This is a genomic window from Winogradskyella schleiferi (assembly GCF_013394655.1).
GTDB classification, from domain to species: Bacteria; Bacteroidota; Bacteroidia; order Flavobacteriales; family Flavobacteriaceae; genus Winogradskyella; species Winogradskyella schleiferi.
Window position 1 is genome coordinate 437,018 of the sequence record NZ_CP053351.1, and the last position, 15,702, is coordinate 452,719.

Consider the following 15,702-nt stretch of genomic DNA (forward strand, 5'->3'; position numbering starts at 1 on the left):
TTCTATTGCAGCGCTGGAATAATGTCATCAAGCGTGTCATTTATGGCATCTTGTAAATCTACATCTTCTGGAACTTCTGGTAACTCGCCTTCATTGTAGCGATTCATAAGGTCGTCGAATAAGCTTAAATAACTATTAAAGGTTTTAGTTTCCTGTAACGCAAAATCTTTATCGTTATAAATCACTAAAATATCAATCAAAGCTCTGTAGCGTTGAATATCTAAATAAATATCCTCTCCAACCATCAGTTCCTGATTTTCTAAATCTAAGCTACTGTAATACAACAGGTTTTCTTGGTATTTTTTAGCGACCTCTTTATAAAGTTTACGTCCTTTTTCCACATTTCCAATTTCGTAATAGGCACTTACATAAGGTTCAAGTAACGAGTAAAAGCCAAACTTATCCACAGGCATTTTTTCCATCGCAATATCTGCGATTTCTTCGGCTTTATCTAGTTTTTCTTCATTGATGAGCTGTTCTATCAAGCGTGCTAAATTTCCTCTATAGGTAATGCCGTTGCGTCGGGTTTCAATATCGTAATATAAATCTTCTCCACTACCGCCCCAATTCCAATTCTTAACCATATCGTACATGAGGTCTGGATCTACACGTCCCATATCGTAAGGATTGGCTCTATCAACGGCTGTCTTAATTGGTACAAGCTTATAACACATACCATCGAGTTGCAAATAATCTTTTAGCCACACATAATCCTCAGCTCCAAACGCGCCTCCAGTAAAGTAAATAGGGCGTTCCCAATTGTTATTGGCTATAATATCTAACATTAAAAGACGATTTTTATAGAGGTAACTACCACCAATCTCAGCATATAGATTGTCCACTATTTTATCGGCATCTTTTGGTTTAACGATTCCCTTTTTAAGAACCATGTCCTTATTGACTGGAATGCTAATATATCGCGTAGGAAAATAATTTGAATTTAATAAGTGCTTGGGATATTGATTTGGATCTTCGCCTTGTCTTTCAACAACATATTTGAATTTCGTATTCGGCTTATCACTTGAAACAAAATCCATAAAATCTTTAATTGGTATGGTGTCTTTAGTGATTTCTCTTCTAATGATCACGTCTCTTGTGCCACCGCGATATTGGTTGTGGGTCAACTGCGACGGAATAGGATCACTATCGTAAGCCTTTCGTTTCATTTGGTCAATGTACCAATCCGTTTGAAATAAACTGGTATTTACCACACGCACGTCGGTTCGAACCCCTTCAATTTCCTGTAAATACCAAAGCGGGAACGTATCATTATCGCCAATGGTAAATAGAATAGCATTTGGTGCACAGGATTCTAAGTATTTTCGCGCCATGGATTCTGTGGTGTATTTTCCAGAACGATCATGATCGTCCCAATTATTTGCCGCTAAAACACCAGGCACAATAATAATACAGGCCAATGAAATCGCAGGTGCTAAAAATTTTGTCTTTATACTGGATTTTAAAAGGTCATAAATGGCATAAACACCAAAACCAATCCAAATAGCAAAAACATAGAACGAACCAACCACGGAGTAATCACGCTCTCTTGGTTCAAAAGGTCTGATATTGGTGTAAAACTGAATGGCTAACCCTGTGAGTAAAAAGAACACTAAAAGCACCCAAAATCGCTTCAAATCAGAATACATTAAGAAAAAGAAACCAACTAATCCCAGTAATAGTGGTAAGAAATAATAGGTATTTCTAGATTTATTTTCTAAAACATCTGTAGGTAAATTGTCTTGGGATAAGCCTAAATGTAGTTCATCAACAAATGGAATTCCAGAAATCCAATTACCGTTTTTATGTGTATATCTTCCTTGGATGTCATCTTGTCTTCCTGTGAAATTCCACATAAAATAACGCCAATACATATAACCAAATTGGTATTGGAACATATACATTATATTGTCTATAAAGGATGGTTTCTCAATAATCAAATACTGCTGACCATAGGTTCTCAAGAACTGATTATAATCTTCATAATCAATTTCCCCTCTGGCCACACGCATTTTAAAATCATTGACCAACTGATCAAATTGTTGCTTTTCCCCAAAAGCATATTGACTAGCTTGATCTTCAGATAAGCCAGCGTTCATAGCTTCGTTGTAAGCACGGGTTTGTAGGTTTGGATCAACTTTAAAGTCAATTAAACCTGTAAACATCATATAATTTTCCGCATGCTCCGAACTCCACATTCTTGGAAGAATGGAAGCATGTTCATGATTGTAGTTTTGTCTGCTTTTTTCCCAATCGTTTATAATGACGTATTTTCCGGCTTCCTCGTCACGTTCATAATTCTTCTTGTCATCTACAAACGGTTCATCTTTATCAGCACCAGAATAGACTTCCGTAAATTGAGGACCGTAAAACAAATGGGTTTCAGGATATTGTTCTAGGTTGTAATAAGCTAAAAGTTCCCTAGCATCCGAAGGGTCATTTTCATTGATGACCACTTGAGCATTGGCACGAATAGGTAACATCATCCAAGATGAAAATCCTATAAAAATAAACATCAGGCAGAGCACCAAAGTGTTCACATGTTTCATATCTTTTTTTCGGGTGTAATTCAATCCGAAATAGAAAAGAGCTATGACCATTAAACCTGTTATAATAGTTCCGGAATTAAATGGTAAGCCAATGGAGTTCACAAAAAATACTTCCAAATACCCAAAAAGTTTTAAGGTGGAAGGCAATAATAATTTGAATATAAATAATAAAATCGCAGCCGAAGCAACATTCGCAATAATGAAGTTCTTTACCGTAATAGTCTTATAATTCTTGAAATAATAAAGAAGGCCAATTGCAGGAATGGTTAATAAGCCCATAAAATGAACGCCAAAAGATAGACCAATCACAAAGGCAATTAAAATGAGCCAGCGGTTTCCTCGTGGCTTGTGCATATCTTGTTCCCAACGCAAACCTAAATAAAACAAAATCGCCATGATTAAAGTTGCCATGGCATAAACTTCAGTTTCAACGGCATTGAACCAAAACGAATCCGTAAACGTGAAAGCCAGACTTCCTACTAACGCACTTCCTAATATGGCATAGGCTTTACTCGGATTGTCATCTTTGTGATATTTTACCAGTTTTACAAGGAGTAAAGTAATGGTCCAAAACATAAAAAGAATGGTAAAGGCACTTGCCACACCACTCATCATATTCATAATAGCACCAATTTGTGAAGGCTCTAAGGCGAACATGGAGAAAAACGCGCCAAACATTTGAAATAATGGAGCTCCAGGAGGATGTCCTACCTGTAATTTTGATGAGGTAAGAATATATTCTCCAGCATCCCAAAAGCTAACAGTTGGTTCAATGGTAAGACCGTAAACCACAGCGGCTACGGCAAAAACAAACCATCCTAAGATGTTGTTCCACTTTTTAAAGTTAAAATCTCTCATGAAAAACTTTGCTATTTAACGCAGGCGAATTTACTAATTATTACATAAACGTCTAAGGATTTAAGTTAACGTTAAGTATTTTCAATTATTTTGCCGTTTTTTTTTGCCCAAATAAAACTTTGTATTAAATTTGCACCCTCAATTTGAGAGATTGGCCTATGGTGTAACTGGCAACACATTGGTTTTTGGTACCAAAGAGTCTAGGTTCGATCCCTAGTGGGCCAACTGAAAGAAAAAAATCCTAATCAGAAATGATTAGGATTTTTTGATTTTATGTTGTGCTTTTTCCTATATCTTAAAAGTAATTACTGGTCGTTTAGCATGATTTACCAAATCCTCACTAATGCTACCATTAAAGAAATGTGCAATACCTTGTCTGCCGTGTGTGCTAATACCAATAAGGTCTGCGTCTAAGTCCTTTGACACATTTAAAATTCCTTGTTCTACAGTCGTATCGTTATGTATGGTGATAGTATAATTCTTAAAAGTTTGTCCAGATATAAAATCATCAATTCTAGATTTTGCTTCATAAGACGTCATAAAGTTACTCGACGTGATTACCAATAATAAATGAATTTTTGAGCCAAAAGATTCTGCAAATTTCACGGCTTGTTCATAAGTTTTCTTATTGTCATTCTTAAAATCAGAAGCAAAAACGAAATCGGATACGTCAAAACTTTGATGTTCATTTTTAATTACCAATACAGGTACTTCAGAAGTGCGAACCACTTTTTCCGCGTTAGAGCCAACAAACATTTCCTTAAGTCCAGATGCACCATGGGAGCCCATAATAATAAAATCTATATCCAATTCTTTACAGGAATCCTTAATTTCATTGAATGTAATATCTGCTTTTACGGTTTCATGAACAGTAATACCCTGTAAATAATCTGAAGCCATGAGGTCTGCAAACCGCTTTTGGGCCAATTTCATAAAAAACAAGGTTTCGGGAATATCACTTTGAGTGCTTCCTTGGTCGGTTTGTTGTACTGGAATTTCCATCATATGCAATAAATATATCTCAGCATTGTGAGATTTGGCAAGCATTGCAGCTACTTTTAAGGCATTTCCGGCTTGTTCCGAAAAATCGGTTGGAACTAAAATTCTATTCATATTTATTGGTTTAATTTAGTTCACTAAATCTATGAAAATTATTCCATATTACATAACTTGGATAAATAAATTAAAATGTCGTATATTTGCACCGTTGTTTACTAAAAATAAATAAGCGAGAGGACGGGAAGTCCTCTCTTTTTATATCAAATAATGTTCAAGAAAATAGTAGAAGACTTATTACAAAGCGCATTGGAAGAAAGACAAGATCTGTTCTTAATAGATTTTACGGTGTCTGGCGATAATACTATTAAAATTGTAATAGATGGCGATAACGGCGTTTTGGTAGAAGATTGTATGTTTATTAGCAGAGCTATTGAGCACAATATAGATAGGGACGAACACGATTTTTCCTTAGAAGTATTATCCTCTGGTGCAGCGACTCCTTTAGTTTTGCCAAGACAATACAATAAGCATGTTGGCAGAAATTTGGAAGTTAAGACTTTGGATAGTCAAAATTTAGAAGGGGAATTGACCGAGGTCAATGAAAAAGGTGTGGTATTAAGCTGGAAGGCTAGAGAACCAAAGCCGGTAGGTAAAGGAAAGATTACAGTAGCTAAAACGGCAACTGTGGCTTTTGATAATATTAAAGAAGCAAAAGTTAAAATAAAATTTTAATTCATATCAATTATGGAAAATGTAGCGTTAATTGAGTCATTTTCAGAATTTAAAGACGACAAATTAATAGATAGAGTTACGCTAATGGCAATTCTTGAAGATGTATTACGAAATGCATTGAAGAAAAAATATGGCGATGACGATAATTTTGATATCATTATAAATCCAGATAAAGGCGATTTAGAAATCTGGAGAAACCGTATTGTTGTGGCGGATGGAGAGGTTGAAGAACCTAACCAAGAAATTGAATTGTCTGAAGCTCAAAAAATAGAGCCAGATTTTGAAGTTGGCGAAGACGTTGCAGAAGAAGTGAAATTAATTGATTTGGGAAGACGTTCAATTTTAGCATTGAGACAAAACTTAATCTCTAAAATTCACGAGCATGATAATACTAACATTTATAAGCACTTTAAAGAGCTTGAAGGTGAGATTTATACAGCTGAAGTTCATCACATCCGTCACAGGGCAATTATTTTGCTAGACGACGATGGCAATGAAATTATCCTTCCAAAGGATCGACAAATTCCTTCAGATTTTTTCAGAAAAGGAGAAAATGTAAGAGGAATTATTGAAAGTGTGGAATTAAAAGGAAGTAAACCAGCAATTATAATGTCTAGAACCTCTCCTGTTTTTCTTGAGAAATTATTCGAACAAGAAATACCGGAAGTTTTCGATGGTTTAATTACCGTTAAAAAAGTAGTTCGTATTCCAGGTGAAAAGGCAAAAGTAGCAGTAGATTCTTATGATGATAGAATCGACCCAGTTGGTGCCTGCGTTGGTATGAAAGGATCTAGAATTCACGGTATTGTTCGTGAGTTAGGGAATGAAAATATTGACGTTATCAACTATACCAACAACATTCAGCTTTTTGTCACAAGAGCATTAAGTCCAGCAAGAGTAACGTCTTTAAAGTTAGATGAAGAAAACATGCGTGCTGAGGTGTTGTTAAAACCAGAAGAAGTGTCTAAAGCCATCGGTAGAGGTGGTCACAACATTCGTTTGGCGGGACAATTAACAGGTTATGAGATCGATGTGTTTAGGGAAGGTGCAGAAGAAGATGTAGAGTTAAAAGAATTCTCAGATGAGATTGAAGAATGGGTGATCTCTGAATTTAGCAAAGCAGGTCTAGATACCGCAAAGAGTATTTTGGAGCAAGATGTTAACGATTTAGTGAAGCGTACAGATTTAGAAGAAGAAACAATTTTAGATGTTATCAGAATTCTAAAAGAAGAATTTGAAGATTAAATATCAGTTTTAATTTAAAATGAAAGTTTAGTTCATTTTAAAGTGTAATTGGTATCAACCTAATTTTAGTTCGAAATAAGTTTTGATTTAAAATTAGTATATAATATATTTAAGTATTTTACAGGCAATTTATGGCTCAAACAAGATTAAATAAAGTATTAAGGGAATTAAATATTTCAATAGATCGTGCTGTGGATTTTTTAGAATCCAAAGGTGTCGAGATTGAGAAAAGCCCTAATACAAAAATTTCGCAAGAGGTTTATGACACGCTATCTGATGAATTTCAGACCGATGCAACGAAGCGTGAAAAAGCTCAGGAAGTTAGTGAAGCAAAACTTAAGGAAAAAGAGGAGCTTCGCGAACAGAGAGAACGCGAAATTGAAGAAAAGCAAAAGCAAAAGGCAGAAAGGGAATCTGTGGTTAAAGCTAAAGCTGAGTTAAGCGGCCCAAAACAAGTTGGTAAAATTGACTTAGACAAAAAAGCTAAAGCAGAAAAAGAGGAAGAGTCCAAAACTCCTGAGGTTAAGGAAACTCCAAAAGCTGAAAAGGCAGAAAAGAAAGAAGAGGCTAAGCCAAAAACTGAAGAAAAAGAAGTTTCTGAAAAAGCGGAAACCGAAAAGCAGGAGGAAGCTGATAAAACTGAAACAGCTAAAGCTGAAAAGCCAAAAGCGGACGAATCTAAAACGGTTGAGACTAGAAAAGATAAGTTAGCCAAGGAAGATAAGGAGGGAGAACCAGCTGAAGAGACCTTAAAAACACAATACAAAAAACTGTCCGGACCAAAAGTAGCAGGAGAGAAGATAGATCTTTCTAAATTCAAGAAACCTAAAAAGAAAAAAGACGAGAAGTCAAGTTCAGATAACACCAACAAGCGTAAAAGACGTAGAATTAGTAAAGGTGGAAATGATACAGCTGGAAAACCAAATTTTGATAAAAGACGAGGCGGTAAAGGACGTGGAGGAAATACAAGACCTAAAGTGGTTAAGGAAGAGCCTACTGAAGAAGATGTAAAGAAACAAATTAGAGAGACTCTTGAAAAATTACAGGGCAAATCCAGTAAAGGAAAAGGCGCTAAATATAGAAGAGACAAGAGAGATCAGCACAGAGAACAATCTGAAATTGATCAAGAAATTGCAGCAGCAGAAAGCAAGACGCTTAAAGTTACAGAATTTGTAACGGTAAGTGAGGTTGCTACCATGATGGAAGTTGGCGTTACCCAAGTGATTTCAGCATGTATGTCTTTAGGAATGATGGTTACAATGAACCAGCGTTTGGACGCAGAAACATTGACTATTGTTGCTGAAGAATTTGGATACGACGTAGAATTTATCAAAGCGGATATCGAAGAATCAATTGATGTTGTTGAAGACGATCCTAAGGATTTAGAACCAAGAGCGCCAATTGTAACCGTAATGGGTCACGTTGATCACGGTAAAACGTCTTTATTGGATTACATACGTAAGGAGAATGTAATTGCAGGAGAATCTGGTGGTATCACACAGCACATTGGTGCTTATGGTGTAGAGCTAGAGAATGGGCAAAAAATAGCATTTTTAGATACGCCAGGTCACGAGGCTTTTACAGCGATGCGTGCGCGTGGTGCCCAAGTTACGGATATCGCTATTATTGTTGTGGCAGCAGATGATGCTATAATGCCACAAACAAAAGAGGCGATTTCCCATGCCCAAGCAGCTGGAGTGCCAATTGTTTTTGCAATCAATAAAATAGATAAGCCAGATGCAAATCCTGAAAAGGTAAAAGAGCAATTGGCACAGATGAATCTCTTGGTAGAAGATTGGGGCGGTAAAATTCAATCCCATGATATTTCTGCGAAAGTAGGAACAGGTGTTAAGGAATTACTAGAAAAAGTATTACTTGAAGCCGAATTGTTAGAGCTAAAAGCCAATCCTAATAAAGCCGCAAGCGGAACAGTCGTTGAAGCTTACTTGGATAAAGGTAGAGGTTACGTGTCAACTATTTTAGTACAAGCAGGTACTTTAAAAGTTGGTGATTATGTATTAGCCGGAAAAAATAGTGGTAAAGTTAAGGCCATGCAAGATGAACGAGGACATGATGTTGAAGAAGCAGGACCTGCAACTCCAGTATCTATTCTTGGATTGGATGGTGCACCACAAGCAGGTGACAAGTTTAATGTCTTTGCAGATGAGCGTGAAGCAAAACAAATAGCAACCAAACGTACACAATTGCAACGTGAGCAATCCGTTAGAACGCAACGTCATATTACATTAGACGAAATAGGACGTCGTATCGCACTTGGAGATTTCCAAGAGTTGAATATTATCCTTAAAGGTGATGTGGATGGTTCTGTGGAAGCATTAACGGATTCTTTCCAAAAATTATCTACTGAAGAAATTCAAGTTAATATTATACATAAAGGCGTTGGTGCCATTACAGAAAGTGATGTATTGTTGGCTACAGCTTCAGATGCCATTATTGTCGGATTTAATGTACGACCTGTTGGAAATGCAAGAATGATTGCGGACAAGGAAGAAATTGATATCAGAACTTACTCAATTATCTATGCAGCCATTAACGATCTTAAAGATGCCATGGAAGGTATGTTATCTCCTGAGGTTAAAGAAGAAGTTACTGGTACAGCTGAAATTAGAGAAATATTCAAAGTATCTAAAGTTGGAAACATTGCGGGTTGTATGGTTACCAATGGAAAAATCTTCAGAAATTCTAACATTAGGATTATTAGAGATGGCGTCGTTGTTCATACAGGTTCACTTGAAGCATTGAAACGATTTAAGGATGATGTAAGAGAAGTGGCAAAAGGCTACGATTGTGGTATGCAGATCAAAAACTATAACGATATTGCCATAGGTGATGTTATAGAAGCATTCCAAGAGGTAGAGGTAAAGAAAAAGTTGAAATAATAACTTTAAATAATAGAAAAACGGCGACCATTGGTCGCCGTTTTTGTTAGATTCTTATCTTAGCGCTTATATCAAAGCTTGCAATGAAATATCTGTATTACAAATCATCTAAAAAATTTGGTGAAGGTTTATTGGACCGTCGTTCTTGTTTAATGATATTATTGGCAGAGGCTAAATTGAGCAATAGAATTGCCATAATCCCTAAATTTCAATTGGGCTCACAACACAATAATGGAAAACCTATCGAGAGCTATTTAATTGAAGACTATATTAATATCGATAAACTAAATGTCCACTACATCTTAGAAGAAAATTTTTTAGACATAGAAAAGCGACTTGATTCTAATGCTATTTTGAATATTGAAGATAAGAAATTCAATTATAATACAAATGAAACGTTGGTTATTAGAAACTTGCAAAACGATAATTTCTGGAACTTAAAAAAAACGTACCAAGCGTTTAGTTTAGCCAAATTGTATCATGGCGTCGGCGTGAAATTCGTTATTCCTCTAGTTACGGCACCTTCACAAATAAAACAACTTGGTGATAATATTTTGAATAGATTAGAAAAGCCCGTTATAGGTTTGCATCTTAGAAGAGGTGATCGCTTAAATAAAAAATTAAATGCGAGTATGGATGAAACTATAATTGTAAATAAATTAAAAGATTTTAATTACAATTCAGTTTTTTATTGCTCTAATGACCAAAATTACAGAATTGAAAATTCAAGGTTCTTTTCCAGTACATATTTTAGTGATTTATTAAAGGATATTAAAGACAATTATTTGCTGTTTGCAATAGAAATGTATGTCGTGGATCATTGTGATATTTCGGTTAGAACCTTTAACGATTCCTCGCCATTTTATTATCTCGAAAACAAACAGAACAAAAACTATTCTATTTGTACTTACAGTATGCATGGATCCAATAATAGTTTTATGAAAATTCCAAAACAATTGGTTAAATGTAATTATGAGGATTACGATAAGAATAAAAGAAAATCTTTCGTGAAAAGCAGGCCGATTGTTCCACGATTTCTAATGGCGATAAAAAGAAAATTAAAGTTGCTCTAATCTATTAGTCCTTATCAGTTTTAGGCTGAAAAATAATAGCATTCATGTATTGTTTCTTGATTTTTACACCAGCACGTTCAGCTTCCAATCTTGTTGCAAAATTGCCAACCCAAACTTTATAATTAGGCGTGTTCCATACAATTTCCACAGGCCATTGGTCATAGGAGTTTAAGAAATTGGATTTCTCCCGTTGTGCTTTATCGGGATCTACACTTTGATATACTTGGATTTTATATACCTTCGATGTTTTAATATCCTTTTTAAACTCTAATAATTTATCAATATCACTGTCTTGGCTAATATTAACTTCCCCTTGTTGTGCATGTAAAGCAGCCGTTAATAGAAAGCCTAAAATCACTAAACACAGGGATTTATATTTTAATTTCATAATATGAGTATTTACTGGCAAAGGTATAGTTTTCAATGAAACATGTGCAAATATTTTTTGTGCACTTTTAAGTTGTAACCAATTGACTGCAAGTTCGCAATATAAAAGGAACGAATTTACACCTATAAAATTTCAAAAAGACTTTATTTAGAATTGGTATAAATTATATATTAACAGTTCTCTAAGATTTTCAAAATCGACTTTAAATGTTACTTTTGCCAGAGTTTTTATAAACATCTTTTTTCACATTTTTAATGAAAAAATCGTACCAAAGTTTAGAAGATAATCCAACTTATAATATGAAACAGGTGATTTACTGTGGTTTAACCTCAAAGATATATAGTCTTTGTATTGTACTTTTACTTACGTTTTCAACTTCTCTTATAGCCCAAGAAGGTGATCCTGCAAATGGAAAATCACTTTATAATTCTAATTGTGCCGCTTGTCATAAGCTAGACAAGCCAATGACAGGTCCTGCATTACGTAATGTTGAGGCGAGATTGGCGGAAGAACAAGGTCTTGGTAGAGAGTGGTTAAATTCATGGATTAGAAATAGTGCTTCATTGATTAAGTCTGGAGATTCTTACGCTGTTAAAATTTACAACGAGTACAACCAAACAGCGATGACGGCCTTCCCGCAGTTGAGTGATCAAGATATTTCTGATATTTTAGCTTATACAGCTGCTCCTGCTCCAGAGCCTGTTGTGGTTGAGAGCACTGGTGGTGGAGAGGCTGGTCAACAAGGAGGAGTTTCAAACAACTTAATCTTAGGTGCTTTAGCTTTATTGTTTGCTTTACTAGCAATGGCTTTAGTGTTAGTAAATAAAACACTTAATCGATTTGCAGATGCTAAGGGTATTGAGGTTCCTGCCGAAAATAAAAAAACACCATTATGGAAAGCGTTTGTTCAGAACCAGTTTTTGGTATTGGTTACGGCAATCGTCTTTTTATTGGCGAGTGGTTACTTTGTATATGGTTATTTTATGCAAGTTGGTGTAGATCAGGGTTACGAACCGGTTCAGCCAATTCATTATTCGCATAGAATTCATGCTGGTGATAATGGTATCGATTGTAAATATTGTCACTCTTCAGCAAGGGTGAGCAAGCATTCGGGCATTCCTTCATTAAATGTTTGTATGAATTGTCATAAATCGATTTCAGAAGTGGCACCAGAGACTTTAGCGGAAGGTGAAGAATATGGTGTAGATTATAATGCTGAAATCCAAAAATTATACGATGCAGTAGGCTGGGATGGCACAGGTTATACAGGAGATCAAAAGCCTGTAAAATGGATTCGTATTCATAATTTGCCTGATTTTGCTTATTTCAATCACTCACAGCATGTTTCTGTTGCAGGTATAGAATGTCAAACTTGTCATGGACCTGTTGAGGAAATGGAAATTATGTACCAACATGCGCCGTTAACTATGGGCTGGTGTATTAACTGTCACAGAGAGACGAATGTAAAAGTTCAAGACAACGAGTATTATACAAAAATTCACGAAGAACTATCCAAAAAGTATGGTGTTGATCAGTTAACTGCTGCACAAATGGGAGGTTTGGAATGTGGTAAATGCCACTATTAAAAATTAAAGAATTACGATTGATGAATTACGACGCAAAAACTAGTCGTAAATCTAAAATCTAAAATCATAAATAAACACTATGTCATCAAACAAGAAATACTGGAAAAGTGTTGAAGAGCTAAACGAAAAGAGCTCTATTGTTGAGGCGCTACAACAAAATGAATTTGTGGAAACAATTCCTACGGATGAATTTTTAGGAGATAAAGAAACTTTGGAATCTTCATCTACTACGCGTCGTGATTTCTTAAAATACGTTGGTTTCAGTACAGCGGCAGCTTCGCTAGCAGCTTGTGAAGGACCAGTGATTAAGTCAATTCCTTATATAAATCAACCAACGGAAATTATTCCTGGTGTAGCTAATTATTATGCAACGACGATTGCAGATGGTTACGATTTTGCTAGTGTTTTAGTAAAGACACGAGAAGGACGACCTATAAAAATTGAACATAATTCTGATTCCAAAACAAGTGGAATGGCAAATGCCAGAGTTAATGCTTCAGTTTTAGGACTGTATGATAACCTCAGAGTGAAATCGCCGATGAAAGGGGATTCAAAAATCTCTTGGGAGACGTTCATGTCTGAAACAACTTCAAAATTAAATGGCCTTAATGGTAAAGCGATTGTATTGTTAACACATTCAATGCCGAGTCCATCTACAAATAAATTAATTGCAGATTTCAAATCGAAATTCGGAAATGTAAGTCATGTGGCTTATGATGCCGTTTCAGAATCTGCAACATTAGATGCTTACCAAGCCAAGTACGGAACAAGAGGAATGGCTAATTACGATTTCTCTAAAGCAAAAACCATTGTTTCTATTGGAGCTGATTTTCTAGGGGATTGGCAAGGGGGTAATTTTTCTGGAGGTTATGCTAAAAATCGTATTCCAGAAAATGGTCAAATGTCCAGACATATTCAGTTTGAATCCAATATGTCTTTGACTGGTGCAAATGCAGACAAACGTGTGCCATTAACACCAAGTGAACAAAAATTAGCTTTAGCTAAATTATATAGTGCAGTAACTGGAAATTCTTCAGGAGGAGCAAATCTTCCAGAAGGCATTGATGCAGCAATCAAATCCGCAGCAAAAGAATTGAGTTTAGCTGGAAGTAACGCGGTGGTTGTTACAGGTATTCAAGATGTGAATGCACAGACAACAGTTTTAGAAATCAATAGCTTTTTAAGAAGTAAGGCTTTTGATCCGAGTACTACCATAAAAACTAGACAAGGAAGCGATAAAGCTGTGATGCAGTTAGTTGCTGATATGAAAGCTGGAAAAGTTGGTGCCATTATCATGAATGGTGTGAATCCAATGTACACACTTCCAAATGCTTCGGACTTTAAAGAAGGTTTGGCTAAAACAGAATTATCAGTTGCGTTTTCGATGAAACAAGACGAAACGGCAACAGATTGTCAATATATTGCTGCGACACCTCATAACTTAGAATCTTGGGGAGATTTCGAATTCAAGTCGGGTCATTATTCAATGATGCAACCTACAATTCGCCCATTGTTTGATACAAAACAGTTTCAAGAAGTATTGATGGGCTGGACGGGAGCGACAGGTTCTTATAGAGATTATTTAAAATCAGTTTGGACAGAAAGTGTATTAAATGGGTCTTCATTTAATAAAGCCGTTCAAGATGGTGTTTTTGTAGCAGGTTCAGCAGGAAATAGTTCAAATGGCTCATCGACAACAGTTGAAACTTCTTCATCTGAATTAAACGATAAAAAAGATAGAACGTTCTTAGGTGGCGTTATTCATGATGTTGCCGTAGGTGTTGGAATCAAAGACGAAGATAAAGACGAGTACACAACCACGACATCATCAACTACAGTTAATAATACGAGTGGTAATACAGATGTTGCTTCGGTATTAACAGGTGGTGCTGCAGCTAGAGCTTTGGCTAAAACAGCATCAGCAAATGGCATGGAATTATCACTTTATACCAAGACAGGTATGGGAGATGGTCAGCAAGCCAATAACCCATGGTTACAAGAATTTCCAGATCCTATTACTAGAACAACTTGGGATAACTATTTAACGATTTCTAAAGCAGATGCTGAAAGATTAAAGTTAGAAAACTGGCATGAAGCCAATGGTGGTTTGAATAGTAGCTATGCTAAAGTTTCAGTGAATGGAGCGGAACCGATAACCGTTCCTGTAATTATTCAGCCAGGACAAGCAAAAGGTTCTGCAGGTTTAGCATTTGGTTTTGGAAGAACGTCTAAAGCCTTAAAAGCCGAAATGAAAACGGGAGTTAACGCTTATCCATTATACCAAAATTTCAATCCTGTACAAAATATAACTATTGAAAAAGCTCTTGGCGAGCATGAATTTGCTTGTGTACAGTTGCACAATACCTTAATGGGTCGTGGAGACATCATTAAAGAAACAAGCTTAGAGATATTCAATACCTATAAATATAACGACCATAAACATGGTTGGAATAAAACACCTCAAGTATCCTTAAATCATATAGAAACGCCTGTAACATCTCCAGATGTAGATTTATGGGATGAGTTTGACCGTTCAGTTGGTCATCACTTTAATTTATCAATTGATTTAAATGCTTGTACAGGTTGTGGCGCATGTGTTATTGCATGTCACGCAGAAAATAATGTACCTGTTGTTGGTAAAACGGAGATGAGACGTAGTAGGGATATGCACTGGTTGCGTATTGATAGATACTATTCTTCAGAGGATTCATTTGAAGGTGATAACGAAAAGAAAGAAAATATTTCTGGTTTAGGTAGCTCATTGAGTGAGTTTGGTGAGATGGAACATCCTGCTGATAATCCTCAAGTAGCATTTCAACCTGTAATGTGTCAGCATTGTAATCATGCGCCTTGTGAAACAGTTTGTCCTGTAGCTGCAACAGCTCATGGTCGTCAAGGTCAAAACCACATGGCATATAACCGTTGTGTAGGTACAAGATATTGTGCCAACAACTGTCCTTATAAAGTACGTCGTTTCAACTGGTTCTTATACAATAAGAATGATGAGTTCGATTACTATATGAATGACGATTTAGGACGTATGGTATTGAATCCAGATGTTACTGTTCGTTCACGTGGTGTCATGGAAAAATGTTCTATGTGTATTCAAAAAACACAAAAAACAATTCTGGATGCAAAACGTGATGGACGTTTGGTTAAAGATGGAGAATTCCAAACGGCTTGTTCCGCAGCTTGTGGAAACGGAGCAATGGTATTCGGAGACATTAATGACAAAGACAGTAAGATTGCAGAACTAAAAGAAGATGATCGTATGTATCACTTGTTAGAAAGCGTTGGAACAAAACCAAACGTGATTTATCAAACAAAAGTGAGAAACACATCAAAAGCATAAATAATAAAGAAACAAGTATATAA

The 15,702-nt window shown here is 35.9% G+C and carries 9 protein-coding genes and 1 tRNA gene; 7 read left to right on the top strand and 3 right to left on the bottom strand.

All coding sequences use genetic code 11. The annotated features are described in order from the left end of the window. Positions 1–2: 2 nt before the first annotated feature. Positions 3–3,404, bottom strand: a complete 3,402-nt coding sequence (locus tag HM990_RS01975; RefSeq protein ID WP_178987329.1) for a glycosyltransferase family 117 protein — start codon at positions 3,402–3,404, stop codon at positions 3–5. 152 nt (positions 3,405–3,556) lie between these two features. On the opposite strand from HM990_RS01975, the gene HM990_RS01980 reads away from it, so the two are divergent. Next, positions 3,557–3,629 (top strand) — tRNA-Gln (locus HM990_RS01980). Between the two features lie 63 nt (positions 3,630–3,692). Here the strand turns inward: HM990_RS01980 and HM990_RS01985 are convergent. Continuing rightward, positions 3,693–4,517, bottom strand: a complete 825-nt coding sequence (locus HM990_RS01985; protein ID WP_178987330.1) for a universal stress protein — start codon at positions 4,515–4,517, stop codon at positions 3,693–3,695. A 153-nt stretch (positions 4,518–4,670) separates the two neighbouring features. On the opposite strand from HM990_RS01985, the gene rimP reads away from it, so the two are divergent. From rimP to HM990_RS02005, 4 genes are all read left to right on the top strand, one after another. After that, entirely contained in the window at positions 4,671–5,135 is a 465-nt protein-coding gene (rimP, locus tag HM990_RS01990) for a ribosome assembly cofactor RimP (protein ID WP_178987331.1), read from the top strand. Positions 5,136–5,147: 12 nt separating this feature from the next. After that, positions 5,148–6,380: a transcription termination factor NusA gene (nusA, locus tag HM990_RS01995; protein ID WP_178987332.1), complete on the top strand. Its 1,233-nt coding sequence runs from the start codon at positions 5,148–5,150 to the stop codon at positions 6,378–6,380. 131 nt (positions 6,381–6,511) lie between these two features. Next, positions 6,512–9,280, top strand: a complete 2,769-nt coding sequence (infB, locus tag HM990_RS02000) for a translation initiation factor IF-2 (RefSeq protein WP_178987333.1) — start codon at positions 6,512–6,514, stop codon at positions 9,278–9,280. 83 nt (positions 9,281–9,363) lie between these two features. After that, positions 9,364–10,353, top strand: coding sequence for a hypothetical protein (locus HM990_RS02005; protein ID WP_178987334.1), 990 nt, complete (start codon positions 9,364–9,366; stop codon positions 10,351–10,353). Positions 10,354–10,357: 4 nt separating this feature from the next. On the opposite strand, the gene HM990_RS02010 is transcribed toward HM990_RS02005, so the two are convergent. Then, complete coding sequence (locus HM990_RS02010; protein ID WP_178987335.1) at positions 10,358–10,741, bottom strand: SPOR domain-containing protein; 384 nt, start codon at positions 10,739–10,741, stop codon at positions 10,358–10,360. 299 nt (positions 10,742–11,040) lie between these two features. Here HM990_RS02010 and HM990_RS02015 point away from each other — a divergent pair, with 299 nt between their 5' ends. Both HM990_RS02015 and HM990_RS02020 read left to right on the top strand, forming a co-directional pair. After that, positions 11,041–12,327 (top strand): c-type cytochrome, encoded by a 1,287-nt coding sequence (locus HM990_RS02015; protein ID WP_178991789.1) that lies wholly within the window; start codon positions 11,041–11,043, stop codon positions 12,325–12,327. Positions 12,328–12,406: 79 nt separating this feature from the next. After that, positions 12,407–15,679: a TAT-variant-translocated molybdopterin oxidoreductase gene (locus HM990_RS02020; RefSeq protein ID WP_178987336.1), complete on the top strand. Its 3,273-nt coding sequence runs from the start codon at positions 12,407–12,409 to the stop codon at positions 15,677–15,679. Positions 15,680–15,702 lie beyond the last annotated feature (23 nt).